Source organism: Atopomonas sediminilitoris, from assembly GCF_022601735.1.
GTDB classification, from domain to species: domain Bacteria; phylum Pseudomonadota; class Gammaproteobacteria; order Pseudomonadales; family Pseudomonadaceae; genus Atopomonas; species Atopomonas sediminilitoris.
Genome location: NZ_JAKUMM010000002.1, coordinates 376,623 through 402,893, shown reverse-complemented (window position 1 = coordinate 402,893; position 26,271 = coordinate 376,623). Strand labels below are relative to the sequence as shown.

Here is a 26,271-nt window from a genome sequence, read left to right as displayed (position 1 = left end):
GGCTAACCCGCCCGCTTGATGCTCGCTTGCAGCAGCCTTGTTGTCGCTACGCCTGCCACTAGCCCCTTAATACGCCACACTAACGCGTTTTTGCGCAGGAGCACCTTGCTCAACTATGTCCAGCAGGGCCACTGCGTAGTCTTTGGCGGTAATGCGACTGCGGCCTTCGCCATCCACCAGCAACTGGTCGCCGCCTAAGCGATAAGCGCCGCTGCGCTCGCCGGGGAAGATTTCTGCGGCGGGGCTTACAAACGTCCACGCCAGCGGGCTTGGGCTATCACGGAACACCGCCAGCGCTTCACCTTGGGCGATCGCTTCGGCTTTGTATTCCGCCGGAAAGCTTGGCTGAGCGACTAAGACTTCGCCCGGCGCTACTTCTAAACTGCCGGCGCCGCCCACCCACAACAGGCGCTTAACGCCCGTTTTAGGCAGCTCGGCCAACAAGCGCGCGGCGGTGGCCGGCACGATCTCGTGATTGCCGGCAGCGCGCCCGCCCACACTGGCGATCAGCAGGTCTGCGCCAGCCAGCGCCTCGGCCAGTGATTGCTCGGTATTTAGATCGAACGCACGTGGGGTAACGCCTTCCGGCAGGCCTTGCGGGTTACGCGCCAAGCCGATCACGCGGTGACCGCGGGCTAAGGCTTCTGCACTGATGGTTGAGCCCAGCCAGCCGCTAGCGCCTAAAACTGCAATGTTCATGGTGTGTCTCCTGTGGGTGATTGCACGGAGAACAGCTTATTGAGCAGCCAAGGCGCGATAAACGCGCTTTAATGAAGCAGTTTATTACGCATAAAGAAACAAAAATGGACAAACTCGACGCCCTGCGCAGCTTTGTAGAAGTGACTAATCGCGGCAGCTTTACCGCTGCCGCCGAGCATTTACAGCTCAGCCGCGTGCAAGTGAGCCGCCATGTGCAAGAGGTGGAGCAGTGGCTGAATTTGCGCTTACTGCACCGCACTACGCGCCGCGTCAGCCTCACCAGCGCCGGCAGTGATGCGCTGGTGCACTGCGAACGCCTGCTCAACGAAGCCGCCGCCTTGGAAGCCAGCGCCCGTAGCCAACAAGCCCTGCAAGGGGATATCCGCATTGCCGCCCCAGCGGGCGTTGGGCAAAACAGCCTGCTCGATCAACTCAGCGCGTTTATGCAGCTGCACCCTGCGGTGCGCGTGCATTTGCAACTGTCTGATCACAATGCGCAGCTGGTGGATGAGCGCGTCGATATTGCCCTGCGCTTTGCCGTGCAGCCGGATGAACAATTAATCGCCCGCCGCTTGTTGGCGATTGATTCAGTGGTCTGTGCCAGCCCCAGCTATTTAGCGCAGCACCGCGTCCCCAATAGCCCCAGCGAACTAAGCCAGCACCGCTGCCTAGTGCATCTTGGCCAACAACACTGGCACTTTTTGCACAACGCCGGCGTGCTCGCTCAGCCGATACACGGCCAACTGTTCGCCAACGACATGGGCACCTTACTCAACGCCTGCCTGCGCGGCATGGGCATCGCTCTACTGCCCTGCGATCTGGCCAAGCCATTACTCAATCAGGGCAAGCTAAACGCCCTGCTGCTCGACACCCCACCACCACGCCATGCCCTGTGGGCGGTGTACCTATCGCGCAGCTATCAACAACCGCTCGTGCGCGCACTGATCGACTATCTGGCCGAGCACTGGCAGGTGGATGGGTTGTATTGGGAATAAGCTCGTCGCGTTTCACCGCGCGGGCTTAATCATCACGGGTGAGCACTTCGAGCAGCTCGATCTCGAACCACAAGTCCGAGTTCGGCGGGATGCTGCCGACACTGCGCTCGCCGTAGCCCAAATGCGCGGGGACGAACAGTTTGCGTTTGCCGCCGACCTGCATGCCCATCAGGCCTTGGTCCCAGCCGGCGATCACGCGGCGGCTGCCGATCACGCACTGGAAGGGTTTGCCGCGTGCGTACGAGGAGTCGAACTCGCTGCCATCGGCGAGCCAGCCACGGTATTGGGTGGTGATCAGCGCGCCTTTGACGCAGGTTTTGCCCTCGCCGAGCACCAGGTCTTCGATGTGTAGTGGTTTGTTTGCTTGATCGCTCATGGTTAATGCCAGCTGACGTGTTGATCCAAGGGGAAGCGCAAGCGCGGATTGTATACGGCCTTGTCGCCGGGTTTGCCGACGGCCAGCAACATGATGGGGATGGCCTGCTTAGGGAGGCTCAGCACGCGGCGCAGGCGTACCTGATCAAAGCCTTCCATCGGGCAGGTGCAATAGCCGTGGCTCTGGAACGCCAGCATGAGGTTTTCTGCCGCCAGCGCGGTGGACTTTACTGCCCACACGCGCATGTCGGCATGGCTGTTGGGGGTGCGCATCAAGGCTTTTTTCAGTCCCACGATGCGCAGCAATTGACGCTTTAAAAAACCGCGCCAGCCGAGCAGCCCTTGGTTGTATTGAAACGGTGCGGTTTTGCGGTAAAACCGTTCGATCAGCGCGGGAGGCTCGCCTTCTGGCCAGTGCTGGATAACCCCAGCGCATGCCGTGCGCCAAGTGTCAGGGCGCGCTAATACGGCGATGATCAGCGGCGCTTTGGCGGCGTTCTGGCTCATGCACACCGGGTGCAAGCGGGCGAGCAACGCAGGGTCTTGGATGACCTGAAAGCTCCACGGCTGCAAGTTGCATGAGTTGGGTGCCAGCACGGCCAGCTCTAGGCAGTCACGAATGACCTCTTTGAGCACCGGTTCGGCGGTGAAGCGCCGCACGGCGCGGCGGCTTTCGATCAAGGCACGCAAGGCTTGTGGCGTGGCGGCATCGGCTCGCGATAGCTCGGTGGCGGCGTTCATAGGCGCTCCTGTCAGTTCGATAATGCTCAAACTGACAGATTTCATCGCTCGCGGCAAAGCCTAGCGCGCACGATATGCCGCTAGGGCGTGAAGAAGGCGTAAAAGGTCCGCCATTCGGCCTGCATGTCATCCAAACTCACGCTGCTAAAGCGCACATGACCACCGGCAGGCAGTTGCGCCAAAGCGGGCAAGTCGAGCGGGTGAACCCAGCCGAGCAGCGGGTAGCCGCCCATGCTTTGGTGATCAGCCATAAGCACGATGGGCTGCCCGTCTGGCGGTACTTGGACTGCGCCTAAGGTCATGGCTTTGGAATAGATCAGCCGGGGTGGCTCTGCCAACGCGCTGCCGGCTAAACGGGCGCCCATGCGATTACTGGCGGCGCTGAGCTGCCACGTTTGGGCAAAAAAGGCTTCTTTGCTGGCGGCGCTGAACGCTGCGACATCGCCGCCCGGCAACAAGCGGAGCACCACTTGCGCAGCCAGTGACGGACGAAAGCGCCACGGCACACTGCGCTGAGTGCGTAACAAGGTCGAACCACCCCGCAAGGTATCGCCCACCTGCAAAGGGCGGCCGTCACCGTGCAGCCCGCCTAAGCCTTCTTGCACTTGGGTGGCCACACTCCCCAACACCGCGGGCGCAGCAAAGTCACCGGCAATCGCCAAGTAACCGCGCTGGCCGCGCTGCGCGTAGCCAATCTCCAGCCGCTCGCCGGCGCGCAAAATAAAGCTCGACGCGTGATGCTGGGCAACGCCCGCCACCTGCAAGGGCATCTGCGCGCCGGTGAAGGCCAGCTGGCAATCGTCCAGCGCTTGAAGTTGCACGCCGCCTAGGCTGACCTCCAACAGGGGCGCATGCGCTGGGTTATCGAGCAAACGATTGGCCCACGCCGCACTCAAGACGTCGAGCGGCCCGCTCGGTGAAACCCCCTGATGCAGCCAGCCATGCCGACCTCCATCCATCAGCAGGCTTAACGGCCCTGGCTGAATGACTTGCAGGGCGCTCACAGCTGGCCGCCTTGGGCAATAAATGTGGCGTAGTCGATGGCGACAAAGCGCACCTCGCCCCCGATGCGCCATGGGCTGGGCGGCGTGTGCTGAGGATCAAACAAGCGCTGCGCGGTGCGCCCCACCACGTGCCAGCCGCCCGGTGAAGTGCGCGGGTAGATGGCGCATTGTTGTTCGGCAATCGCCACGCTGCCCGCCGGCACCGCCGTGCGCGGGGTGCTGCGGCGTGGTTGCGCTAAACCGGCCGCCAAGCCGCTGAGATAAGCAAAGCCCGGCGCAAAGCCGATCGCCCCCACGCGATAAGTCGCCGCGTGGTGCTGCGCGATGACATCCGCCACCGAGCAGCGACACTGCTCGGCCAGCCACGGCAAATCCAACGCCACGCGCGGGTCGTAGCAGACCTCAATGGTCAAAGCCGCTGCAGTAGTAACGCGCACCGGCTGCGCTTGCCACTGCTCAAGCAGCGGGCACAGCTGGGCCACCATTTGGTGGTAGTCGCACTGCGACAAACGGTAATGCACCAGCAGACTGTTCCACGCCGGCACCACGTCATCTACGGCTGGCACGCGCTCGCGCAGGGTGCACGCCAACTGGGCCAAGCGCTCACTCAAGGCGGGGCTGGGCGCCTCATCAAACAGCACCTGCACGGCGCTGGCACCGGCAGGTTCGAGGTGCATCAGAGGGCGTCCAACGCCGCCCGCAGCCGACGCAACACGGCGCGCGAATGCGCGTGGTCACCGTGTACGCACAGGCTATCGGCTTGCAGGGTGAGCGTGCCGCCGCCGGCCAAGCTCACCGGTTCGCCGCGCGCAAAGGCCAGCGCTTGCGCCAAGATCAGCTCGTCTTCGCCATGCACCGCACCGGGCGTGCCACGCACCAACAAGCTGCCATCGGCGGCATAACCACGGTCGGCGAAGGCTTCAAACAGCAGCGGCACACCAAGCTGCTCGGCAATACGCTGACTGGCGCTGTTATCCACCCGCGCCAGTACCATCAAAGGCAAGCCTTCACGGTAGCGCGCGCACGCACTCAGCGCGGCGCGCAACAGGCTGGCATCGCTGGCGATGGCGTTATACAGCGCGCCGTGCGGTTTGACGTAATCGACCTGGCTGCCTTCGGCGCGGCAAAGACCGTCCAGCGCGCCGATTTGATAGAGCAGCAGTGCTTCGACTTCTTCTGGCTCAACGGCCATGGCGCGGCGACCGAAGCCCACCAGATCCGGGTAGGCCGGATGCGCGCCGATGCTGACCTCGTTATCCAGCGCCAGCTTGACCGTGCGCTGCATGGTCAATGGGTCGGCGGCATGAAAGCCGCAGGCGATGTTGGCTTGATCGACCAAGGGCATCACCAGCTCGTCCTCGCCCATGCGCCACGCGCCGAAGCTTTCGCCCATGTCACAGTTGAGCAGAATGCCCATCAGAACACCTTTTCACCGGCACAAATGATTTTCAGCGTATTGGTCCCGCCCTGACTATTAAGGTAGTCGCCTTTGGTCAATACCAGCCAATCGCCGGGCTGCACCAAGCCACGCGCCAGCAGCTCATCCACCGCCGCTTGGTTGGCATGCTCACGCGGGTGCGCCGCCACATCAAAGGGAATCGGGTATACGCCACGGTACAGAGCCACGCGGTATTGCGTTGCCGCATGCGGTGACAGGGCAAAAATCGGCACCTGCGTGCGTGAGCGCGACATGGTCAACGGCGTGGCGCCGCTTTCCGTCAAGCTGACAATCGCCTTAATCCCGGGAAAATGATTGGCCGCGTACATCGCGGTCACGGCGATGGTTTGATCGCAACGGGCAAAGGTTTCGACGCGCGCCTCAGCCGCGGGAACTTGCTCGGCGTGTTTCTCAGCGCCCAAACAAATGCGCGCCATGGCGGCTACGGCCTCGACGGGGTAATCGCCTGCGGCGGTTTCACCGGAGAGCATCACCGCGTCGGTGTGGTCGATCACCGCGTTGGCGACATCCGACACTTCAGCGCGGGTCGGCATCGGGCTCTTGGTCATCGACTCCATCATTTGCGTGGCGGTGATCACGCCCTTATTCAGCGCGCGGGCACGGGCAATGATCAGCTTTTGAATGCCGATCAGCTCGGCATCGCCGATTTCTACCCCCAAGTCACCACGGGCCACCATCACGGCGTCACTGGCGCGGATCAAATCCTCCAGCACGGCCAAGTCGGCCACCGCCTCGGCGCGTTCAATCTTGGCCACTAACCCGGCATGCCCGCCGGCTTGCTGCAATAACTCACGCGCCAGATGCATGTCCGCCGCTTCACGCGGGAAGGACACGGCGAGGTAATCCACCGCCATATCCGCCGCCAGCTGGATGTCGGCGCGGTCTTTAGCGGTCAGCGCCTCGGCAGAGATACCGCCGCCGCGCTTGTTGATGCCCTTGTTATTGGATAGCGGGCCGGCAATCGTCACCTGCGTATCGACGCCATCGGCATCCACCGCCACCACTTGCAACACGATACGGCCATCGTCGAGCAGTAGCTCATCGCCGGGGGCGCAGTCTTTGACCAAGTCGGGGTAATCCAAGCCCACCACCGCTTGCGTGCCGGCACTGCGATCATGGCTCATCGACAGTCGAAAGGCCGCGCCGTGCGCCAGCTCAATCTTGCCCTCAGCAAAGCGCGCGATGCGGATTTTCGGCCCTTGCAGGTCGCCCAATAGCGCCACAAAGCGGCCTTGTTTGGCGGCCTCTTCGCGCACTAAACGAGCACGTTCACGGTGATCGTCGGCGCTGCCGTGGGAGAAGTTAAGACGGGCGACATCCATGCCGGCGGCGATCAAGGCGGCGATCTGCTCACGCGAGCTGGACGAAGGACCAAGGGTGGCGACGATTTTGCTACGGCGGGTCATGCTGACTCCAACACTGTTCATTTCGGTACACAGTATGACAGCGCCATGACCCTTTGAAGACACGAAAAAGCCCGCACAAGGGCGGGCTTTTCAACATCAGCGCACGATACTTACAAGTAATACGACTTCAGCGGCGGGAAGCCATTGAACTCAACCGCGCTGTAGCTGGTGGTGTAGGCACCGGTGGACAACCAGTACATGCGATCACCGCTGGCCAGATTCAACGGCAGCCCGTACTTGTAGTTCTCGTACATGATATCGGCGCTGTCGCAGGTCGGGCCGGCGATGACCACTTCTTCCATCTCACCGTTTTTCTCGGTGTGAATGGGGAACTTGATCGCCTCATCCATGGTTTCGATCAGGCCACCAAACTTGCCCACGTCCGTAAACACCCAGCGCTCGACCGCTGTGCGCGACTTACGCGACACCAACACCACTTCGCTGACCAAGATGCCGGCATTGGCAATCAGCGAGCGACCCGGCTCTAGGATGATTTCCGGCAGCTCATCACCGAAGTCTTCTTTCAAGAAGCGGGTGATCTCGCGCGAGTACGTCGCCAGATCATTGGTCTTGGTGATGTAGTTGGCGGGGAAGCCGCCACCCATGTTGATCATTTTCAGCTCGATGCCGTCTTCTTCTTTCAGGCGCTCGAAGATCACTTTGACCTTGGCGATCGCGGCATCCCACGCGCCGATATCGCGCTGCTGGCTGCCCACATGGAACGAAATACCGTAAGGCACCAAGCCCAAATCACGCGCCAGAATCAGCAAGTCCATGGCCATGTCGGTTTGGCAGCCGAACTTGCGCGACAGCGGCCAATCGGCCGTGGTGGCGCCTTCGGTCAAGATGCGCACATAAACTTTGGAGCCCGGCGCGGCCTTGGCGATGTTGCGCAAGTCCGGCTCGCTGTCGGTGGCGAACAGACGCACGCCTTTATCGTAGAAGTAGCGAATATCACGCGCTTTCTTGATGGTGTTGCCGTAGCTAATGCGCTCAGGGCCCACGCCACGGCCCATCACCTTGTCTAGCTCATAGATAGAGGCGATGTCGAAATTCGAGCCTTTATCGCGCAGCAGGTCGATCAGCTCAGCGGCTGGGTTGGCTTTAACCGCGTAAAACACCTTGGCAAACGGGAAGCCGTTTTCCAGCTCGTCATAAGCCCGCGCAATGGTGGCGGTATCGATCATGACGAAAGGCGTCTCTTGCTGATCGGCGAATGCCTTCATGCGCTGAAACGTTTCAGGAGAGAAGTAATCGTTAAGCTTGATCGGCTGTGACGACATGCCAGAAATCCTCATAGTGAGTGAATGTCAGGGGGAGTGAACGCCGCTTCAGTATCCCCACTTTGGTTCGCCTACTTCCCAAGGCTTGTCGCCGAGGATTGGCCGCTAACGGCTAACCTCTCGTCGGCAGTACTTGAGCCGAATGGATCGTTCCAGCATGGACGTTCGGCGCGAACTTTAGGCCGCATGGCCACGTGATTCAACCGGCAAAGCCGCGAAATGCCTCGGTTTGAGCGCTTTTTTTACAAGCGTGCAAAATAGCCGACAACCAAGGGCAAAATTGTTAAAAAAGCTGCACAGCCCACCAACAAAACAGCCCTTGCAGGGCACTACAGCCTTTTACCGTAACACAACGCAGCACGCCGACGGCTTGCGCTATAATGGCGGGCTTTTATGACGCCCTTTTGATCCCCGAGGTTTTCCCGCATGTCCCGTCAGGCTGCCGAGGTCGCCAAGCGCCGTACCTTCGCCATTATTTCTCACCCCGACGCGGGTAAGACCACCATCACCGAAAAACTGCTGTTGATGGGCAAGGCCATTGAAGTGGCCGGCACGGTGAAGTCGCGCAAATCTGACCGCCATGCCACCTCTGACTGGATGGAAATGGAAAAGCAACGCGGCATCTCCATCACCACCTCGGTGATGCAGTTCCCCTACCGCGACTGCATGATCAATCTGCTCGACACCCCGGGCCACGAAGACTTCTCCGAAGACACCTACCGCACCCTGACGGCGGTCGATAGCGCTCTGATGGTGCTGGACGGCGGTAAAGGCGTTGAGCCACGCACCATTGCCCTGATGGACGTCTGCCGCCTGCGCGACACGCCGATTGTGAGCTTTGTGAACAAGCTCGACCGCGACATTCGCGACCCGATCGAACTGCTGGACGAGATCGAAGCGGTACTCAACATCAAAGCCGCACCGATCACTTGGCCCATCGGCTGCTACAAAGAGTTCAAAGGCGTGTACCACCTCGCCGGCGACTACATCATCGTCTACACCGCCGGTCACGGTCACGAACGCACCGAAGAGCGCCGCATCGACCACCTCGATTCGGACGAAGCGCGCGCCCATCTCGGCGATCTGTACGAGCGTTTTGTGGAAGAGCTTGAGCTAGTACAAGGCGCCTGTCACGAATTCGAGCAAGAGCTGTTTTTGAAGGGCGAGATGACGCCGGTGTTTTTCGGCACCGCGCTGGGCAACTTCGGCGTCGATCAAGTGCTGGACTGCGTCGTCGAGGCCGCCCCCGCGCCGCAGCCGCGCGCCGCCCACGAACGCGTGATTGAGCCGAGCGAAGAAGGCTTCACCGGCTTCGTGTTTAAAATCCAAGCCAACATGGACCCCAAGCACCGCGACCGTATCGCTTTTATGCGCATTTGCTCCGGCAAGTATGAAAAGGGCATGAAGATGCGCCACGTGCGCCTTGGCAAAGACATCAAGATTGCCGACGCCCTGACGTTTTTCTCCAGCGAGCGCGAACAGCTCGAAGAAGCCTACGCGGGCGACATCATCGGCCTGCACAACCACGGCACAATTCAGATCGGCGATACGTTCAGCACCGGCGAAGACTTGGGCTTCACCGGTATTCCACACTTCGCACCTGAGCTGTTCCGCCGCGTGCGCCTGAAAGACCCGCTCAAGTCCAAGCAATTGCGCCAAGGCCTGCAAGAACTGGCCGAAGAAGGCGCCACGCAGGTGTTCTTCCCGGAGCGCAGCAACGACATCATCCTAGGCGCCGTCGGGGTGCTGCAGTTCGATGTGGTCGCCAGCCGACTGAAAGAAGAATACAAGGTCGAATGCGCGTACGAAGCGGTCAACGTGTGGAGTGCGCGCTGGATTGAGTGCAACGGCCGCAAGAAACTCGACGAATTCACCACCAAAGCGCACGAAAACATCGCCATCGACGGCGGCGGTCACCTGACCTATTTAGCCCCAACGCGGGTCAACCTGAGCCTGACCGAAGAGCGCTGGCCGGATATTAAATTCCGCGCCACACGCGAGCATCACTAAAGCGTTAAACCGTTGCTGCAAACCTCTTGTTTGCAGCAACGGTTTCACTAAAGTGGCTGCCACAGCGAGTCACATCGCTACCGGCATAACGACCAACATCGCTACCACGGAAGGAGCCCATCATGCGCCGCCACACGCTTGCCCTTATTGCCCTACTGAGCACGCCCAGCCTCGCCGGCGTCGAAATCCAGCAACCCGTTTGGTATGTCGAATTAAGCTGTAAAGGCTACTCGCAGTGCTACGCAGCCTCCAACGGTAGCTACACCGGCAGTTTCACCGGTGCGCGCAAATTTAACGACCCAAGCCAAGCCACTCGCTTCCTAAATAGCTTGACCAGCAGCTTGCGCAGCAAGTCACCGCAGCTACAGCAAGGCTTCACTCCGGTCTGCATCGAGGGCCAGCCAGCTTCAACTGCCAACGCCAAACGCTGCTAAGCCCTCTCGCTGACAGCAAGCGGCAGCACGCTTAGGCCTTGCCTGCCGCTTGCTCCTCCTCCACCGCATCGGCTGAAATATCTAAATCATCCTCAGCGGCTTCATCCGCCTTGGCTTGCTCTGGCGGCTCTTCGGCAGGCTTATCGCCAGCGTCGGCAGCGCCCGCCGCTTCATCTTTGTTGGTCGACTCGTCTTGCTTGTCAGCGGCTTCAACCTCTTCAGGCTCATCCTCTTGCAAGGCTTGCATACGTCCGTCTGACTCGTACTTAGAGCCACTGAGAGCCCGCGCCACCTTAAAGCCTAACTGGTTAGGCTGGAACGGTTTCAGGATGTAATCAGAAACGCCTGCAGCAATGGCCTGCTTAACCCGCTCAACGTCGGCGGTACCGGTAATCATCAGAAAAGGAATGTCATGGATATTGGGGTCAGCACGCACGGCCTCCAACAACTCTAAGCCACTCATGTTGGGCATATTCCAGTCACAGATGACTAAATGCGCGGCATGGTGACGCAAGAACTGCACCGCAGCCTTGCCATCAATCGCCTCGTGCACATTTTCAAAGCCCAGCTCGCGCAAGAAACCTTTGCACAAGCTGCGCACCGAGCCCACGTCATCCACAATCAACAGATGCTTACGCTGCATCTCATCGGTTAGTTCAGCCACTACGGTCTTCCTTTTCGTCATGCACAACTCAAACGCGCCATTGCATTGCGCGTCTTCACCCTATAAGTAATAGCAAGTCTCGTCTAAACGGCCACCCCTGTGCAGCTCATCGACACGCATAACCATCTGGACTTTCCCGCGTTTGATCACGACCGCGACGCCGAGCTGCAGCACGCCCGCGCTCTGGGCATTGTCCGGCAGGTGCTGCTAGGCGTTACCGTAGAGCAATGGCCAACACTTTGGCAGCTGTGCCAACGCGAGCCGGATTTATTTGCCGCCTTTGGCCTGCACCCGGTCTACCTTAACCAGCACCCAAGCGACGCCATCGAGCAGCTAGCCGCACAATTGACGCTAACCGGCAGCCATGCCAAATGCTGTGCCGTGGGTGAAATTGGCTTGGATTACTACTTGCCCGAACTGGATCGCAACGCCCAGAAAACCTTGTTTGCCGCACAATTAGCCTTAGCCCAAGAGCACCAGCTGCCCGTCTTGCTGCATGTGCGCCGCGCCCATGCAGACACCATTGCCATGCTTAAGCGTATGCCAATAGCCCGCGGCGGCATCGTGCACGCCTTTGCCGGCAGCCTTGAGGAAGCCCGCGAATACCAAAAACTCGGTTTTCTGCTCGGCATTGGCGGTGCCGCCACGTGGCCGCAAGCACAACGACTGCGCCGCACCATCGCAGCACTGCCGGCCGAGCAACTGGTGTTGGAAACCGACGCCCCTGACATGGCCCCAGTGTTTTTAGCGCAACAACGTAACAACCCCAGCGCCTTAGCTCAGATTGCTCAGCAGCTAGCAGAGCTGCGCGAGCAACCCACGGAGCAATTTGCCGCGCAATGCAGCGCCAACGCCTGCCGCCTATTTGGTTGGTCGCCCAGCCATTGCAATACGCCATAAACGCCTCGGGCCCGCCTAAGCGAGCCCGAGACAAGCACAACGATGTTAAACGCGGAAGTTAGCGGTTAAACGCTTGAGCTGATGCACCAGCTCGTTGAGCTGGGTGCTAGCGCTTTCTGCCTTATTGGCGCCTTGCGCGGTACGCTCGCCGGCCTCGCTGATCTGCACAATATTGCGATCAATGTCCTGTGCCACCGCGGTTTGCTCTTCAGCGGCAGCAGCAATCTGCTGGCTTTGGTCGACGATATAGCCTGCCGCACCCAGAATGTTGTCCAAGGCCTGCTGCACCTTGCTGGACTCACTGACGGTGTCATTAGCCATTTTATGGCTGGTGCCCATCGCTTTAACCGCTGCCCCCACACCGGACTGCAGACGGGCGATCATTTCTTCAATTTCTTCGGTGGATTGCTGCGTGCGTTTAGCGAGGTTACGCACCTCATCGGCCACCACAGCAAAGCCACGGCCTTGCTCGCCCGCGCGCGCCGCTTCAATCGCGGCGTTAAGCGCCAGCAAGTTAGTTTGCTCAGCAATGCCCTTAATCACGTCGAGCACCTGGCTAATCGCCTGGCTGTCGCCAGCCAGCTTATTGATCACCTGAACCGAGTTATCAATCTCATTGGCCAAGCGCTCAATATTGCTGATTTGGCTATTAACTTGGGTGCGACCATTGCTGGTTTCTTGGTTGACCTTATGCGCGCTATCAACGGCCACTGAGGCACTGCGCGCCACTTCTTGAGCGGTAGCAGCCATTTGATTCATGGCGGTGGCCACCAGCTCGATTTGGCTGCGTTGCTCATTCACCGCTTGGCTACTTTCTGCCGAGATATTGCGCACTTGCCCCGCTTGGCCATCAACCTTCTCGACCGTTTCGCCAACCTTTTGGATCAGGTCATGCATTTTCTCGACAGCGTTATTAACCGCCACGCCAAGCTCGCCCAACTCATCTTGGCTGACGACCTTGAACTTAACCGTCATATCACCGGCGGACATGCGCGACATCACCCCGCCAAGCGCATGCAGCGAGCCGCGCGTGGAGACATAAAACGCGGCGTAGAGGTACACAATCGAGGCAAAAATCCCCACCAGCGCCAACACCATTAAACCCATTTGTTGCTGGTTATCGTCTAAGCGCTCGCTCAGCTCCTGACCTAGCAGCTCGATAATCGCGCCGTTAAGGGCATAGGTTTTGTTCATTTCGACCGTCAGCGCTTGGAAATACTGATCCCAAGGCATGTCGAGCGCATCGGCCATGATGATTTTGTCTTCAAACACGGTACCCGCACTTTTCAAACTATCCACACTGTCGGTGGTTGCACCGGCCAACTGCGTTTGCACGCGGGCACTGCCATCTAAGGCTTCATCAATCTTGAGCTGATATTCGTTGCGGCGCTTTTCCAGCTCGAGGAACAAGTTATCCATCTCGGTGCTGGTCGCTGAATCCAGAAAGCCGCGCTCAAGGGCATAACTACCGGTGGCACGACCACGGCCTAGGGCCTCCACAATGATCGGCGTGGTGTTGACCAGCAGGTCGCTGAGTTGGCGCACGGTACGATCGGCATCTTGCGCCAAGCCTGCGCTCACCGCGGTGAACTTGAAAAACAACTGGTAATTATTGAGCAGCTTCTGCGCCAGCTCAGCGGCGCTACCCAAGCTAGTCTCACTGCGCACAGCATCCAGCGCTTGCAGTAATTCGCCGCGTTTTTTGGCGAATTCTTCGCTCAGATCGAGATCATCCGACTGCATCTCGAGCTTTTTGATGTCTTTCTCAAGATCATTCATCAGCCCTTGCATACGAGCTTCAATCTGCTCGCCGCTGCCGGATTGCCCAGTGAACGAGTTGACTGTTTTCAGGTCACGCAGCTCCAGCACGCCCACGCCGACCTTGAGCGCGCCGTCGAGCACGTCCAAGCTGCGCAGCTCAGTGCGGGTTACTTTGAACTGATGGTAGGCCTCGTTCACCAAGAAGTAGTTGGTGATGATCATCGGCAAGAAGATGATCACGCTGGTTAGCGTGAATTTCATGCCAAAGTTAAGGCGGTTCATTAACGCGATAGCCGGATAGAGTAAGGCTTTCACAAAGAATCTCCCCGTTGCCACACGGTGTATTTTTATTAAAAAGTGAGCTGGCAGCCGGACCGAGCCTTGTGGCTTCTCTCTTCCGACGCTAACGCCATTATGCCGGCGTCATGCCTTTGGCGAGGATTGGCGACTATGTCACAGACGCCCGCGCAACCCAAGCCCTACTAAAACCGTTTATCGGCATCGCTCGCTGCGACTTAAGCTCTACCTGCAAGCATAGCCACAGATTCCGCGCCTGCTCACCACAACAGCGTCAGCACCGCCAGCACCGCCATCCAAAGCGTGGCGCTACGCACTAATAAGTGCCAAAGACTATCCAGCTGCAACAAACCTTCGGTGCCGGCAGCCTCTTGCTCCTGCTCATCGGCCACCCGGCCGCACTTAGCCAACAGCGCTTGCGCTGAGGTGTCCCAGCCCAGCAGCTCGTGCAGCAACACCGCCATCACCGCGGTGAAATTACCGACCAAGGCAAAACTGGTGGCCAATAAACGCACTGGCAACCAATCCAAGCCATGGCGCAATGCCTGAGCGCACTCACTCAACGCTGGCTGCGCCTTATGCTCCGCCAGCAAAGCCAGTAGGCGATAACCCAGCACCACTACAGGCCCCAGCAGCGCATACCAGAACACAATCACAAAGAACCCCTGAAACGCCTGCCACAACAAATACGACTGCACGCCAGCGAACAAGCCAGCAGCATCCTCATGCTCATCCAAGCCAAGGTCACGCTCTGCCGCATGCGCCGCGCCCTGCACGTCACCACGACGCCAGGCATCACGAAAACCACCTAAAGCTGCAGGAATCTCACCCCGCCCCAAGGCGTAAAGCACCACCACCAGTTCCAGCGGCAACAGCAACACACCGTAAAACCACTGCCCAGCCAACCACAGCAAAAGACTCAGTAATCCTAGCGGCAGGGCCAACAACAAAAGCAAACGCAACCACGGCTGCTGCTCGCTCGCTGCAGCCAACGCATGCCAACGCCACCACAAGCCATCACGCTGGAGCACCTTGCGCCATGCAGAAAACTTCTCCAGCACCACCACTAAAACCAGAATGACAAAACTCACGAACGCTCTCCTTGTTGTAGTGCGGTGCGGTAGCGCTGCCAATCAAACGCGGCGCCCGGATCGGTTTTGCGCCCGGGCGCAATATGCTCATGCCCTGTGATGCGCTCAGCCGTCACGGCCGGATAAGCGGCTTGGATGGCCACGGTTAAGGCCTGCAGCTGCACGTATTGCGCCTCGGTATACGCCACGTCATCACAGCCTTCTAATTCGATACCAATAGCGTAGTCATTACACGCCTCACGGCCAGCAAAGCATGACTGCCCCGCATGCCAAGCGCGGTCATTGCAGCTGACAAACTGAGTCAAGGCGCCATCGCGCTCGATAAAAAAGTGCGCCGACACACGTAAATCTGCGATTTCTGCGAAATAAGGATGCGCGGCAGGATCGAGCTGACCGGCAAAAAAACGCGGCACCCAGCCCGTACCGAACTGTCTGGGCGGCAGGCTGATGTTATGAATCACCAATAACGAGATATCCGCCGGATCAGGGCGCTGATTGAAATGGGGCGACGGGCAAACCGTAGCGCCATTGCACCAGCCGGTTTGCGGCTCGATAGATAACAACGGCGAGAGGGAAGATAACGACGGCATGGGCTCTCCTTAATAGCCCATGCTATTTGGCCTGCGCCTCGTCAAGCAAGCCGTTAACGAGGCTTAGCCCATTAAGCCTGATCTTTGAGGCGGCGTAAGTTGCCGATCACCGACTCAAGTGCGCGATCAAACAGCAGGTTGTCATTCAGCACGCGAATGCTGCCGCGACGAAACTCCACCGCCAAACCAATGCGGGTTTTCTCCAACACTTTCATGCCGGTACGGTTCACAAACACGTATTTACCGGTGGGCTTGATCACCGCCGCCAGCTTGCAGCGCAGCTTGTGCTCTTCGTCTTCGTTCAGCTCAACCCATGCCCCCACATGCAGTGCATCGACTTGCGCCAACGAGGCATCGTCATCCGGCAGCAACTCTTCAGCGGCCAGCGGCTCACGCTCTTGTGGTGAGGCGAGGACAATCTCCTCAACCACTTCAACCATCACTGGTGATTCAACCTCTACCGCCACTGCCGACGCAGCGGGCGACAAGGTTTCTACCGCCTCGGCAGCCAAAAACTCGCTGCACAGCTCGTCTTGCAGCAACGGCACATCCAACAGCTGATCACCTTCGCTCGCAGCTTGCTGCTGATCCACACTCACTAGCGGCTCAACTTCAGCACGCTTTTCCAGTGCACGCTTGTGCTGGGTAAACAACTGCATGTGCAGCACTTCGAGCTTGGTGAAGAACTCACTGGTGGCAAACGGATCGTAAGACGCCTCTTCTAGCCCCTCACGCAAAGCCTTCAGCAGGTTTGGCACCACGCTCACCAAACGACGACGCTCATCGGCGCCCAAGTCTGGCTGCACGCTCCAGATCAGCTGTTCCATGGTATCCAGCGACTGCTTAAGCTGCTCAGACTCAATACCGTGCTTCAGATAAGCCAGCAGCAGTACTTTGCTCCAAGCCTCTTTCAAGAACTCCAACACCAGCTCGGGCATGCTGCGCCCGACCAAACGCATGTTGAGCAACTCTTCGACCTTCTCACGCGCCACTTGCGAGCGCGCACGGCCTTCCTCGGCATCGCGGGTGCGCTGCTCTAACAGCTCACTGCGACGCTTTTCGTCACCGACAAAATTGAGGAAATCCGCCAGCAACTCGTTATAGATCGCCGGATCATCATCAAAATCTTTTAGCAAACGCTGCACGATCACTTCGATCTTTTGGTACAGCGCATCGCGTTCTGAATCTTCTTTACCGCTCCAGCCCAATGCCGCCGAAGCAATCTCGTTCAGCAAACGGCGCGCCGGATGACCACCGCGACTAAAGAAGCTCTTATCAATCACCGCGACCTTAATCATCGGGATCTGCAAGCGCCCGATCAGCGCCTTGAGCGAGTCACTTAAGTTGCGATCATCCAAAATAAAGTCGAACAGCATCGACACCAGATTGATGGCGTCGTCATCGACCTGCCCCACACTGCGGGCCTTACCGCTTTTGGCGCTGGCTTTAACCAGCAAGCCGTCTAACTGCTCACGCAGCTCGTTACCATCACCGGAAAACTGCTGATGGCGTTGCTGCATAAACGACAGCAGGCGTGTCAGATCGCGGCTGGAAACCGGCACCGCATCTTGCCGCGCCGCGCTGCGCTGTGGGAACGCCAAGCCACGCACCTGCGACATTAAGCTTTGCAGTGCAGCAAACGCATGCCCCTGCTCGGCCGCCACGGCGCCGTTGTCTAGCCAATCCGTATCATCGGCGGCGTCATCGCTGATTTCATCTTCACGCAAAACCGGTCGCTGTGGTGCTGCGGGGCGCTGCGGGCGCGGCAGCTGCGACTTAAGTTCGGGCAACACGCCCGCCTTAATCAACGCCTGATTGGCCTCAGCGTACAGCTCCGCGATATCGCCCAGCACATGCTTTTCAAACAGTTTGAGGATGATCAGCTTGACCTTGATCTCGACACCCAAGCTCTGACACGCCTCTAAAAACGATTCGCACAGGCGCTGCGGGCCGAGCGGATTGTTTTTATCGTCAAGCTTTTTGCTGACCAGGGTATTCAGACGTGTCGTCAGGTGCGATACACCAGAGCCGTCGCGCCCCATGACCTTAGACACCATGGTATCGACTGCTACGGACTCTTCCAGCTCGTCGTTCTGCACCAAAGACAGCGAGTCCATGGCTACCGCCTCAACCTTGGCGGGCCGCCCAATTTCCACCTTATTCAGGCGCGCAAAGCCGTCAAACAGGCTTTGCAGAAAGCTGCGCTCGATGCCTTTGCGCTTTAAACGCAAATCGCGCATGGCTTCAAAGAAGGCATTTTGCTCGGCGTTGCTGCCGGCCTTATCCGCCAACTCGAACAACGAGTCGTCGGCTTTATCAAACAAACTAGCAATCCGCACCCGCAAGCCTTGCACGGCCAGGTCACGCACTTGCATCAAGGGCAGCGGCAAGCGGCCCACAGCAGCGCCCTCAGCGCCGGGCTTACCCAGCGGTACTACTTTGGCATCTGTCTGCATGGCGTCATCTCCCACAACACTACTCCAAGCCTTTCGGCGAACGCCGCATTGTCAAAATACAAGCGTCAACAGTTTGGTGCTATTCGATTATAGAGGGGGCGGCAAAACTACCAAGGGGCTACGCCTGCTAGATTTGACCCCGTTCACATTTAGACACACTACCCCCGACCAAAGGCCGGCCGATGGCACGAACGGTCACACACTGGCGCACAGCGCCACGACTTATATAATGCGCGACTCATTGAGCAACCTGACGCGAGCACACCGATGGCCAACCTGACGCTGAACGACCTGCACGAGAATATCCGCACCAGCGTACAACTGGCACTGGCCGAAGATATTGGCGCTGGCGACATCACCGCACAGCTCATCCCCGCCGAGGTTATTAGCCAAGCTCGCATTATCACCCGCGAACACGCCGTTTTGTGCGGCCAAGCTTGGGTCGAAGAGGTTTTCCGCCAAGTGGATGCGCGCGTCTGCATCACCTGGCACGCCGCCGAAGGCGAACGCGTCACGCCCAACCAATTACTGTGCGAGCTCAGCGGCCCTGCTCGCAGCTTATTAACCGGCGAACGCTGCGCGCTGAACTTTTTGCAAACCTTATCCGCCACTGCCCGCCGCGCCCGCGAGCTGGCCGACATAGTGAGCGACTTACCGGTCAAGCTGCTCGACACTCGCAAAACCCTGCCGGGCCTGCGCTTGGCACAGAAATACGCCGTAACCATCGGCGGCTGTCACAACCACCGCATTGGCCTGTACGACGCCTTCTTGATCAAAGAAAACCACATCGCCAGCTGCGGCGGCATCGCCCAAGCGGTGCAAACCGCGAGGCAGATCGCCCCCGGCAAACCGGTCGAAGTGGAAGTAGAAAGCCTAGAAGAACTGACTCAAGCCCTTGAGGCCGGCGCCGACATCATCATGCTTGATGAGCTATCGCACGACGACATGAGCACCGCCGTCAAACAAACCGCCGGCCGCGCCAAACTCGAAGCCTCCGGCGGCGTCAGCGAAGGCACCTTACGCACCATCGCTGAAACCGGGGTGGATTTTATTTCGATTGGCAGTTTGACCAAGGATGTGAAGGCGGTGGATTTGTCGATGCGACTTTACTAGTCCCGTCTACCCAATAAATGCCATCACTCAACACACGATTGTGACGACTTTAAGCCATGCAGGAAAAACAGCTTCCGCTCTTCGGAGCGCATTTTTTCGCACTCATGGGTATAGCTGAGCACCTCAATACTGCGTTTAAGAACCGAAGCATAGGGATAGCGCTGAGCGACTTTACTCACTCTTAAGGCATCATGCTCCGTCATCTGTTCATTGACCTGTAAGCGCGCCACAAACAAGAAATCCCGCAACCCATCCAGCAGCAAAGTATCATAGTCAAATAAATCGTTTTCCGCCCCCTGAAATCCAGCCAGCTGGAAGCGCATCACTCGAGCATCTTGCTCAACATCAACATATTCTTTTGTTAATAGAGCGCCAACCAGAAGCATAATCAGCAACACAGGGGTAACTAGCCACCAGGAACACTCTCTTGCTGTTACCTCTCTTATCGCATCATACCCACCTAATAACGCAGCAAAAACCGCCAAGAAATACGCATACTCAAGCGGCAACTCAAGAAAAGCATGAACAAATAAAACCGCCAACATTGCCGTATAAAACCATTGCTGAGCACTAAAGGGCGACCACAACCCTCGAGCAAACCACGCAAAAAAAACCACAACCAAACCCGCACCCACAACACCAGCCCACAATAAAAAATCCAGCACAATATTGTGTGCATTCATTAAAAAGATGGTGCCATACCCTTGCGCTAACACGATCTCGGCCTGAGCGAGCCCCACCTGCCCCCAGCCATACCCCCAAAAGCTCAATCCGCCCAGCATCTGCCACCAAGCCGGCAGTCTCTCATGACTAGAGTAATGTGCGACGACCTCTTCACCACCCACAAGCTGCCCACCACCAAAAAACATAATAAAAAAGCAAATCACCGCCGCAATAACTTGCTTGTGCCTCCCGGGAAAAACAACACTTCTGCCTTTTAAAAACCACCAACAGGCGACAACCAAAACAGACAAGCCTGCGGTTCTCGACTGCGTTAAAGCCACACCCCAAAAAAATGCAATAGTTAATATCGCAAACAAAACCGCTGTTAACCGGCCGCGCCAATAAAGCAGCACAGTAGAAAGCAAGGACAGCAAAAAGAATGTCGCCAAGTTATTCGGCTGACCAAAATTAGCAAAGAGCCGACCTGACGACGGCCCCGCATTCACCCACAAAACATCACCCAAATTGAGCCACTGCCAACACACCACCCCGAAAGACAGCACCCCCGCAACAACAAGAACACTGCTGCCCAACAGCAAAATATCCACTTCTCGCTTTTGCACCGAAAAAGCAAAAACATAGCAACAATAAAAAAGAAGAATATACAAACAAAAAACAATCACATCATCAAAGTACAGGATCACACCAAAAGCATAATAAACCAGCACTGACAACAGCATCAGCCAGGGCCAAAAAGCAAACAGGGTCGCCTGTAAACGTATCTGCTGTAAACCAAGCAGCACCGCCACAGCAAATATCGACAAAAAAACGCTTACCTCCTTAGAAAAGGAAAGCCACGGCAAACTGGTAATTGGCAACAACCACGCCAGCAAAGCGAAACAAACAGCCAGCACACGCACAATTATCAACACAATAAAACTCCAAAAAAAATGGCGCCCATGGGCGCCATTTTTCAAACAACAGTATTAACGGCAAGAGCCCGGCAAATACTTTTGATTCAAAGTGCCTGGAGAACACTTCCAGCCTTGAATTACAGTCGGCAGAAGGGCATCTGTTAGTGCAACTACCGTGCCATTACTATCAGTAGGGGCAAGGGTGATTGTCTGATTGTCAATAGCAGCATCACCAAAGCCGCGTGTTGTAACAGTAATCACACCAGCCGCAGAAGTAGTAATGGTGCTTACATAGCGAGTTGCACCCGAGGCGCCGGTTTGCTCACAACCCCAACCATTAGCACCAGACGGGATAGTATCTGAGAACTGTGCTGTTTCACTGATTGAAACGCGGCAAGTCGAAGCGGCCAAAATCACTTCAGACATTTTTGCACGCACGGTGTAATCCTGGTACGCCGGCAGTGCAACGGCCGCCAAAATACCGATGATCGCAACCACGATCATCAATTCAATCAGGGTAAAACCTTTTTGCAGTTGTGCTTTCATGAGTTATTCCTCAGCGTGAAATTTAAGGTCCTAGACCTAGAGACCTGAATCGTATCTAGCGCAAAGCGTGCCAACTGTACGCAACCTCTAAAACATAGCGCTTAACGTTCAGATCTCCAGTCACCAAGCAGCAAAAAAGCGACAATGTGACGTTTTGCGTCACCCGCAGCCGCTCGCTTTGCCCTGTCACTGTCGTCTAGGCTATAAAGCAATGTCACCTTAAGGATTGCCGACATGAGCGAAACCGCCGCCCTGACAGGCTTGGCCCGACAAATTGTGCTTGCCGAGTTACTCGACGAAACCAAAGCCAGCCAAGCCCTGACACAAGCGCAAAAGAATAAAATCCCGCTGGTCACCTATTTGGTGCAGAACAAGCTGGTTAACGGCCGTAAAATTGCCGACCTAGCCTGTGAAAATTTTGGCGTGCCGTTTTTTGACTTAGCCTGCATTGATAAAGAGGCGCAGCCCAAGGACGTGGTCAGCGAAAAGCTGATTCGCCAACACCGCGTGCTCCCGCTGCACAAGCGCGGCAACAAACTGTACGTCGGTATCTCTGACCCTACCAATCACCAAGCCATCACCGACATTCAGTTTTCCACCGGCCTGAGCACCGAAGGCATCTTGGTGGAGGACGACAAGCTTGGAGAGGCCATCGACAAGTTCTTCGACTCTACCGGCTCCGGCATGGAGGACTTGGGCGACGTTGATCTTGACGCACTCGACGTTGAAGCCGTCGATGACAACAAAGACGACGGCCCCGTCGGTGAAAGCGCCGACGATGCGCCCGTGGTGCGCTTTGTGAATAAAATGCTGCTGGATGCCATTAAAGGCGGCTCGTCGGACTTGCACTTTGAGCCTTATGAAAAGAGCTACCGCGTGCGCTTTCGCACTGACGGCGTTCTGCATGAGGTGGCCAAGCCACCGATCCAGCTATCAAGCCGCATTTCAGCCCGCTTGAAGGTGATGGCAGCGCTAGATATTTCTGAACGCCGCAAACCGCAAGACGGCCGTATCAAGATGAAAATCTCGGCCAACAAGTCCATCGACTTCCGCGTTAACGCAATGCCCACTTTATGGGGCGAAAAAATCGTTTTGCGTATTCTCGACCCCTCCAGCGCCAAGATGGGTATTGATGCTCTCGGCTATGAAGACGCACAGAAACAACTGTACATGGAGGCCCTCGGCCAGCCGCAGGGCATGATTTTGGTCACCGGCCCCACGGGCTCTGGCAAAACGGTATCGCTGTATACCGGCCTCAATATCCTTAATACCGCCGAGGTCAATATCTCCACCGCCGAAGACCCGGTCGAGATCAATCTCGAAGGCATCAACCAAGTCAACGTCAACCCCAAGCAAGGCATGGACTTCTCCAAAGCCCTACGCGCGTTTTTGCGCCAAGACCCGGACGTGATCATGGTGGGTGAGATTCGCGACCTCGAAACCGCCGAAATCGCCATCAAAGCCGCGCAGACTGGCCACATGGTGATGTCAACCCTGCACACCAACAGCGCCGCTGAAACCCTAACCCGCTTACGCAACATGGGTGTCGCCGCGTTCAACTTGGCCACCTCAGTCAACCTGATCATTGCCCAGCGTCTAGCGCGCAAACTGTGCTCGCAGTGCAAAAAAGTGGTCGACGTGCCCGATGAAACGTTACGCAAAGAAGGCTTTACCGATGCAGACCTCGGCACCTTTAAGGTTTACGGCCCTGTTGGCTGTGAAAGCTGTAACGGCGGCTACAAAGGCCGTGTCGGTATTTATGAAGTAGTTAAAATCACTCAACCGCTGCAGCGGATTATCATGGAGGAAGGCAACTCCATCGAAATCAGCGACAAAGCACGCGCTGAGGGGTTTAATGATTTGCGCCGCTCCGGGCTGGTAAAAGTGATGCAAGGCACTACCAGCCTCGAAGAGGTCAACCGGGTAACCAAGGACTAATAACAATGGCCGACAAAGCAGTCAAAACCAGCACCTTCGTCTGGGAGGGCACCGACAAGAAAGGCGCCAAAGTTAAAGGTGAGCTGGGCGGGCAAAACATCGCCTTGGTTAAGGCGCAGCTGCGCAAGCAAGGCATTAACCCTGGCAAAGTGAAGAAAAAAACCGAATCGCTGCTTGGTGGTGCGGGCAAAAAGATCAAACCCCTTGATATTGCTTTATTTACCCGTCAGCTAGCGACCATGCTTGCCTCCGGCGTACCACTGCTTCAGTCATTCGACATCATCGGTGAAGGCTTTGATAATCCGAAAATGCGCAAGTTGGTTGATGATGTAAAACAAGAGGTTGCCGCCGGCAACAGCCTTGCCACTTCTTTACGTAGAAAACCTGAGTACTTTGATGATCTGTACTGCAATCTGGTTGACTCTGGCGAGCAATCAGGCGCTTTGGAAAAGCTCCTTGATCGTGTCGCCACCTACAAAGAAAAAACCGAAGCATTGAAGTCTAAAATAAAGAAAGCCATGAACTACCCTATCGCGGTAGTGTGCATCGCCATCATTGTGAGCGCAATTCTACTAATTAAAGTTGTACCTCAATTCCAAGAGGTTTTTTCTAACTTCGGCGCCGAACTCCCTGCCTTTACTTTATTTGTAATCGGAATTTCAGAATGGTTACAATCCTATTGGTTTATTGCTCTAGCCGTTTTCTTTGTTCTTGGTTTTGTCATATCCAACGCTCATAAGAAATCGCAAGCTTTCCGTGATTGGACGGATCGCACCGTTTTAAAAGCCCCCATCATCGGCAACATCCTTTATCAAGCGGTGGTAGCTCGTTATGCCCGCACTCTCGCCACCACCTTTGCTGCCGGCGTCCCCTTGGTTGAGGCGCTAGACTCGGTTTCGGGTGCTACCGGCAATGTGGTCTTTCGCAATGCGGTAAATAAGATCAAGCAAGACGTTTCCAGCGGCATGCAGCTAAACTTTTCGATGCGCACCACCGGTATCTTCCCCTCAATGGCGATTCAGATGACTGCCATTGGTGAGGAGGCGGGCTCTTTGGATGCCATGCTTGACAAAGTTGCCTCCTACTATGAGGCCGAAGTCGATAACGCCGTCGATGGTCTAACCAGCCTGATGGAGCCACTCATTATGTCAGTCCTTGGCGTATTGGTCGGCGGCTTGATTATTGCGATGTACTTGCCAATCTTCCAGTTGGGCGCGGTTGTTTAAATGAATGTAGCAACGTATTTGGCCAGCGCCCCGCCGGCCTTTGTTTTATGTGTTTTCATCTTAAGCCTGCTGATTGGTAGCTTTTTAAATGTAGTCATCCATCGTTTACCGATGATGCTGCAGCGTGATTGGCGGCAACAGGCGCGTGAAATTTTAGATATAGCCGATGACACACCGCACAATACCTTTAATTTAGTACTACCCAATTCACATTGCCCGCATTGCGACCATGAAATTAAACCGTGGGAAAATATTCCGCTGTTAAGTTTTGCGTTTCTGCGCGGCAAGTGTTCGAACTGTAAGGCCCCCATAAGCTGGCGTTACCCTGCAGTGGAGTTATTAACCGCTATTTTATCTGCCGTGGTGGCCTGGCAATTTGGTTTTACTTGGGCTTGCGCGGGCATGTTGCTGCTGACGTGGGGCTTAGTGGCCATGAGCATGATCGATGTCGACCATCAATTGCTGCCCGATGCATTGGTACTGCCTTTGCTGTGGCTTGGCCTATTGGCCAACACTCAAGGCGTACTGGTGCCGCTCAGCGATGCTGTTTGGGGCGCAGCCATTGGCTACTTGAGCTTGTGGAGCGTGTTTTGGCTGTTCAAGCTCGTCACCGGCAAAGAGGGCATGGGTTACGGCGACTTCAAGTTGCTGGCCATGCTCGGGGCATGGGGTGGTTGGCAGGTATTACCGCTAACCATTCTGCTGTCATCGCTGGTCGGCGCGATTTTGGGCATCATCATTCTTAAAGCGCGTGGCGCTGATAACAGCACACCTCTGCCGTTCGGGCCTTATTTGGCAATTGCCGGGTGGATTGCGCTGATTTGGGGCGAGCAAATCACTGCGAGCTACCTGCAAGTGGCGGGCTTCGCGCACTGATGCCGACACCTTGGGTACTGGGCTTAACCGGCGGTATTGGTAGCGGCAAAAGCGCCGCCGCCGCTGAGTTTGCCAAGCACGGCGTGCACACCGTGGATGCCGATCATGCCGCGCGCTGGGTAGTTGAACCAGGGCGCCCCGCTCTTGAGCAGATTGCCGCACGCTTTGGTGGGCAGATTTTGCAGGACAGCGGCGAACTCAACCGCGCCGCGCTACGCCGCCTTGTGTTTGCAGAGCCTGCCGAGCGGCAATGGCTTGAACAGCTGCTCCACCCACTGATCCGCGAAGAGATTGTGACCAACCTTGCGCAAGCCAATTCGCCGTACGCCATTTTGGTATCGCCGCTGCTGTTTGAAACCAACCAGCATCAAATGACCCAGCGCGTGCTAGTGGTTGACGTGCCTGAAGCGCTGCAAATCAGCCGCACGAGCAGCCGTGACGGGGTTGACGATGCCCAAGTGCGTGCCATCATGCAGGCGCAAAGTCAGCGCGATGAACGCCTGCGCCAAGCGCACGACGTTCTGATCAACGACCGCGATTTAGGCTGGCTCGCACAAGAAGTCGCACGTCTGCATCAGTTTTATCTCACCCTGAATGGCCCTTCTGCATGACCGCTCCTAAAGCCCCTACCCTCGTCGACTGCCCCACCTGCAAAAAACCGGTGGCATGGTCTAGCGCCAGCCCGTTTCGACCTTTTTGCTGCAAGCGTTGTCAGTTGATTGATCTTGGCGCGTGGGCCGCCGAGGAACACGCTATCGCTGGCAAGCCCGCCGAAGAAGAACTCTTCAGCGAAGACTGGAACAAGTTGCATTAAACCCGACGTCGATCAG

The 26,271-nt window shown here is 57.0% G+C and carries 25 protein-coding genes; 10 read left to right on the top strand and 15 right to left on the bottom strand.

Annotated features, from left to right (window positions below; genetic code table 11):
• Positions 1-66 precede the first annotated feature (66 nt).
• Positions 67-699 carry an NAD(P)-dependent oxidoreductase gene (locus tag MKI83_RS04380; protein WP_241583620.1) on the bottom strand — a complete coding sequence of 211 codons (633 nt, stop codon included), beginning with the start codon at positions 697-699 and terminating at the stop codon, positions 67-69.
• Positions 700-803: 104 nt separating this feature from the next.
• On the opposite strand from MKI83_RS04380, the gene MKI83_RS04375 reads away from it, so the two are divergent.
• Positions 804-1,694 carry a LysR family transcriptional regulator gene (locus tag MKI83_RS04375; RefSeq protein ID WP_241583619.1) on the top strand — a complete coding sequence of 297 codons (891 nt, stop codon included), beginning with the start codon at positions 804-806 and terminating at the stop codon, positions 1,692-1,694.
• Positions 1,695-1,719: 25 nt separating this feature from the next.
• On the opposite strand, the gene MKI83_RS04370 is transcribed toward MKI83_RS04375, so the two are convergent.
• The 7 genes from MKI83_RS04370 to MKI83_RS04340 form a co-directional block, all read right to left on the bottom strand.
• Positions 1,720-2,070: an FKBP-type peptidyl-prolyl cis-trans isomerase gene (locus MKI83_RS04370; RefSeq protein ID WP_241583618.1), complete on the bottom strand. Its 351-nt coding sequence runs from the start codon at positions 2,068-2,070 to the stop codon at positions 1,720-1,722.
• A gap of 2 nt (positions 2,071-2,072) precedes the next feature.
• On the bottom strand, positions 2,073-2,810 hold the full coding sequence (locus MKI83_RS04365) for a nitroreductase family protein (protein ID WP_241583617.1): 738 nt from the start codon (positions 2,808-2,810) through the stop codon (positions 2,073-2,075).
• Positions 2,811-2,890: 80 nt separating this feature from the next.
• Complete coding sequence (locus MKI83_RS04360) at positions 2,891-3,814, bottom strand: 5-oxoprolinase subunit C family protein (protein WP_241583616.1); 924 nt, start codon at positions 3,812-3,814, stop codon at positions 2,891-2,893.
• On the bottom strand, positions 3,811-4,491 hold the full coding sequence (locus tag MKI83_RS04355; protein WP_241583615.1) for a 5-oxoprolinase subunit B family protein: 681 nt from the start codon (positions 4,489-4,491) through the stop codon (positions 3,811-3,813). Before MKI83_RS04355 ends, MKI83_RS04360 begins: the two co-directional genes overlap by 4 nt.
• On the bottom strand, positions 4,491-5,231 hold the full coding sequence (locus MKI83_RS04350) for a 5-oxoprolinase subunit PxpA (RefSeq protein WP_241583614.1): 741 nt from the start codon (positions 5,229-5,231) through the stop codon (positions 4,491-4,493). The genes MKI83_RS04355 and MKI83_RS04350 overlap by 1 nt, the downstream gene beginning before the upstream one ends.
• Complete coding sequence (gene pyk / locus MKI83_RS04345; RefSeq protein ID WP_241583613.1) at positions 5,231-6,679, bottom strand: pyruvate kinase; 1,449 nt, start codon at positions 6,677-6,679, stop codon at positions 5,231-5,233. The genes MKI83_RS04350 and pyk overlap by 1 nt, the downstream gene beginning before the upstream one ends.
• A gap of 110 nt (positions 6,680-6,789) precedes the next feature.
• Entirely contained in the window at positions 6,790-7,962 is a 1,173-nt protein-coding gene (locus tag MKI83_RS04340; protein ID WP_241583612.1) for a type III PLP-dependent enzyme, read from the bottom strand.
• A gap of 426 nt (positions 7,963-8,388) precedes the next feature.
• On the opposite strand from MKI83_RS04340, the gene MKI83_RS04335 reads away from it, so the two are divergent.
• Entirely contained in the window at positions 8,389-9,972 is a 1,584-nt protein-coding gene (locus tag MKI83_RS04335) for a peptide chain release factor 3 (RefSeq protein ID WP_241583611.1), read from the top strand.
• A 122-nt stretch (positions 9,973-10,094) separates the two neighbouring features.
• Entirely contained in the window at positions 10,095-10,406 is a 312-nt protein-coding gene (locus tag MKI83_RS04330; protein ID WP_241583610.1) for a hypothetical protein, read from the top strand.
• A 31-nt stretch (positions 10,407-10,437) separates the two neighbouring features.
• Here the strand turns inward: MKI83_RS04330 and MKI83_RS04325 are convergent, their stop codons facing one another.
• Complete coding sequence (locus MKI83_RS04325) at positions 10,438-11,070, bottom strand: response regulator (RefSeq protein WP_241583609.1); 633 nt, start codon at positions 11,068-11,070, stop codon at positions 10,438-10,440.
• 99 nt (positions 11,071-11,169) lie between these two features.
• Here MKI83_RS04325 and MKI83_RS04320 point away from each other — a divergent pair, with 99 nt between their 5' ends.
• Positions 11,170-11,970 (top strand): TatD family hydrolase, encoded by an 801-nt coding sequence (locus MKI83_RS04320; protein WP_241583608.1) that lies wholly within the window; start codon positions 11,170-11,172, stop codon positions 11,968-11,970.
• Positions 11,971-12,015: 45 nt separating this feature from the next.
• Here MKI83_RS04320 and MKI83_RS04315 read toward each other — a convergent pair whose 3' ends face one another.
• From MKI83_RS04315 to MKI83_RS04300, 4 genes are all read right to left on the bottom strand, one after another.
• Positions 12,016-14,046, bottom strand: a complete 2,031-nt coding sequence (locus MKI83_RS04315; RefSeq protein ID WP_241583607.1) for a methyl-accepting chemotaxis protein — start codon at positions 14,044-14,046, stop codon at positions 12,016-12,018.
• 242 nt (positions 14,047-14,288) lie between these two features.
• Positions 14,289-15,119 (bottom strand): regulatory signaling modulator protein AmpE, encoded by an 831-nt coding sequence (gene ampE, locus MKI83_RS04310; protein WP_241583606.1) that lies wholly within the window; start codon positions 15,117-15,119, stop codon positions 14,289-14,291.
• The gene (ampD, locus tag MKI83_RS04305; RefSeq protein WP_241583604.1) at positions 15,116-15,709 is read right to left on the bottom strand and encodes a 1,6-anhydro-N-acetylmuramyl-L-alanine amidase AmpD; all 594 of its coding nucleotides are present in this window, start codon (positions 15,707-15,709) and stop codon (positions 15,116-15,118) included. The genes ampE and ampD overlap by 4 nt, the downstream gene beginning before the upstream one ends.
• Positions 15,710-15,780: 71 nt before the next feature.
• Positions 15,781-18,165, bottom strand: coding sequence for a DUF1631 domain-containing protein (locus tag MKI83_RS04300; protein ID WP_241583602.1), 2,385 nt, complete (start codon positions 18,163-18,165; stop codon positions 15,781-15,783).
• A 267-nt stretch (positions 18,166-18,432) separates the two neighbouring features.
• Here MKI83_RS04300 and nadC point away from each other — a divergent pair, with 267 nt between their 5' ends.
• A complete protein-coding gene (gene nadC / locus MKI83_RS04295; RefSeq protein ID WP_241583599.1) occupies positions 18,433-19,278 on the top strand; it encodes a carboxylating nicotinate-nucleotide diphosphorylase in 846 nt (281 codons plus the stop codon).
• A 23-nt stretch (positions 19,279-19,301) separates the two neighbouring features.
• Here the strand turns inward: nadC and MKI83_RS04290 are convergent, their stop codons facing one another.
• Positions 19,302-20,873, bottom strand: coding sequence for a PglL family O-oligosaccharyltransferase (locus tag MKI83_RS04290; RefSeq protein ID WP_241583598.1), 1,572 nt, complete (start codon positions 20,871-20,873; stop codon positions 19,302-19,304).
• Between the two features lie 54 nt (positions 20,874-20,927).
• The gene (locus MKI83_RS04285) at positions 20,928-21,401 is read right to left on the bottom strand and encodes a pilin (RefSeq protein WP_272493004.1); all 474 of its coding nucleotides are present in this window, start codon (positions 21,399-21,401) and stop codon (positions 20,928-20,930) included.
• A gap of 234 nt (positions 21,402-21,635) precedes the next feature.
• On the opposite strand from MKI83_RS04285, the gene pilB reads away from it, so the two are divergent.
• Genes pilB through yacG form a run of 5 tightly spaced genes read left to right on the top strand, consistent with a single transcriptional unit; the run spans position 21,636 to position 26,255 of the window.
• Positions 21,636-23,339 (top strand): type IV-A pilus assembly ATPase PilB, encoded by a 1,704-nt coding sequence (gene pilB / locus MKI83_RS04275; RefSeq protein WP_241583596.1) that lies wholly within the window; start codon positions 21,636-21,638, stop codon positions 23,337-23,339.
• Positions 23,340-23,344: 5 nt separating this feature from the next.
• Positions 23,345-24,565 (top strand): type II secretion system F family protein, encoded by a 1,221-nt coding sequence (locus MKI83_RS04270; RefSeq protein ID WP_241583595.1) that lies wholly within the window; start codon positions 23,345-23,347, stop codon positions 24,563-24,565.
• Positions 24,566-25,441, top strand: a complete 876-nt coding sequence (locus MKI83_RS04265; protein WP_241583594.1) for a prepilin peptidase — start codon at positions 24,566-24,568, stop codon at positions 25,439-25,441. It begins immediately after the preceding gene.
• Positions 25,441-26,052, top strand: a complete 612-nt coding sequence (coaE, locus tag MKI83_RS04260; RefSeq protein WP_241583593.1) for a dephospho-CoA kinase — start codon at positions 25,441-25,443, stop codon at positions 26,050-26,052. The genes MKI83_RS04265 and coaE overlap by 1 nt, the downstream gene beginning before the upstream one ends.
• Positions 26,049-26,255 carry a DNA gyrase inhibitor YacG gene (gene yacG / locus MKI83_RS04255; RefSeq protein WP_241583592.1) on the top strand — a complete coding sequence of 69 codons (207 nt, stop codon included), beginning with the start codon at positions 26,049-26,051 and terminating at the stop codon, positions 26,253-26,255. Before coaE ends, yacG begins: the two co-directional genes overlap by 4 nt.
• Positions 26,256-26,271 lie beyond the last annotated feature (16 nt).

Coding starts and splice junctions, on each gene's coding strand:
- MKI83_RS04340 (WP_241583612.1), bottom strand. CDS start 7,962: ATGTCGTCACAGCCGATCAAGCTTAACGATTACTTCTCTCCTGAAACG.
- MKI83_RS04365 (WP_241583617.1), bottom strand. CDS start 2,810: ATGAACGCCGCCACCGAGCTATCGCGAGCCGATGCCGCCACGCCACAA.
- MKI83_RS04265 (WP_241583594.1), top strand. CDS start 24,566: ATGAATGTAGCAACGTATTTGGCCAGCGCCCCGCCGGCCTTTGTTTTA.
- MKI83_RS04300 (WP_241583602.1), bottom strand. CDS start 18,165: ATGCAGACAGATGCCAAAGTAGTACCGCTGGGTAAGCCCGGCGCTGAG.
- coaE (WP_241583593.1), top strand. CDS start 25,441: ATGCCGACACCTTGGGTACTGGGCTTAACCGGCGGTATTGGTAGCGGC.
- MKI83_RS04355 (WP_241583615.1), bottom strand. CDS start 4,491: ATGCACCTCGAACCTGCCGGTGCCAGCGCCGTGCAGGTGCTGTTTGAT.
- pyk (WP_241583613.1), bottom strand. CDS start 6,679: ATGACCCGCCGTAGCAAAATCGTCGCCACCCTTGGTCCTTCGTCCAGC.
- MKI83_RS04375 (WP_241583619.1), top strand. CDS start 804: ATGGACAAACTCGACGCCCTGCGCAGCTTTGTAGAAGTGACTAATCGC.
- ampD (WP_241583604.1), bottom strand. CDS start 15,709: ATGCCGTCGTTATCTTCCCTCTCGCCGTTGTTATCTATCGAGCCGCAA.
- MKI83_RS04370 (WP_241583618.1), bottom strand. CDS start 2,070: ATGAGCGATCAAGCAAACAAACCACTACACATCGAAGACCTGGTGCTC.
- MKI83_RS04270 (WP_241583595.1), top strand. CDS start 23,345: ATGGCCGACAAAGCAGTCAAAACCAGCACCTTCGTCTGGGAGGGCACC.
- pilB (WP_241583596.1), top strand. CDS start 21,636: ATGAGCGAAACCGCCGCCCTGACAGGCTTGGCCCGACAAATTGTGCTT.
- MKI83_RS04335 (WP_241583611.1), top strand. CDS start 8,389: ATGTCCCGTCAGGCTGCCGAGGTCGCCAAGCGCCGTACCTTCGCCATT.
- MKI83_RS04330 (WP_241583610.1), top strand. CDS start 10,095: ATGCGCCGCCACACGCTTGCCCTTATTGCCCTACTGAGCACGCCCAGC.
- nadC (WP_241583599.1), top strand. CDS start 18,433: ATGGCCAACCTGACGCTGAACGACCTGCACGAGAATATCCGCACCAGC.
- MKI83_RS04285 (WP_272493004.1), bottom strand. CDS start 21,401: ATGAAAGCACAACTGCAAAAAGGTTTTACCCTGATTGAATTGATGATC.
- yacG (WP_241583592.1), top strand. CDS start 26,049: ATGACCGCTCCTAAAGCCCCTACCCTCGTCGACTGCCCCACCTGCAAA.
- MKI83_RS04380 (WP_241583620.1), bottom strand. CDS start 699: ATGAACATTGCAGTTTTAGGCGCTAGCGGCTGGCTGGGCTCAACCATC.
- MKI83_RS04350 (WP_241583614.1), bottom strand. CDS start 5,231: ATGGGCATTCTGCTCAACTGTGACATGGGCGAAAGCTTCGGCGCGTGG.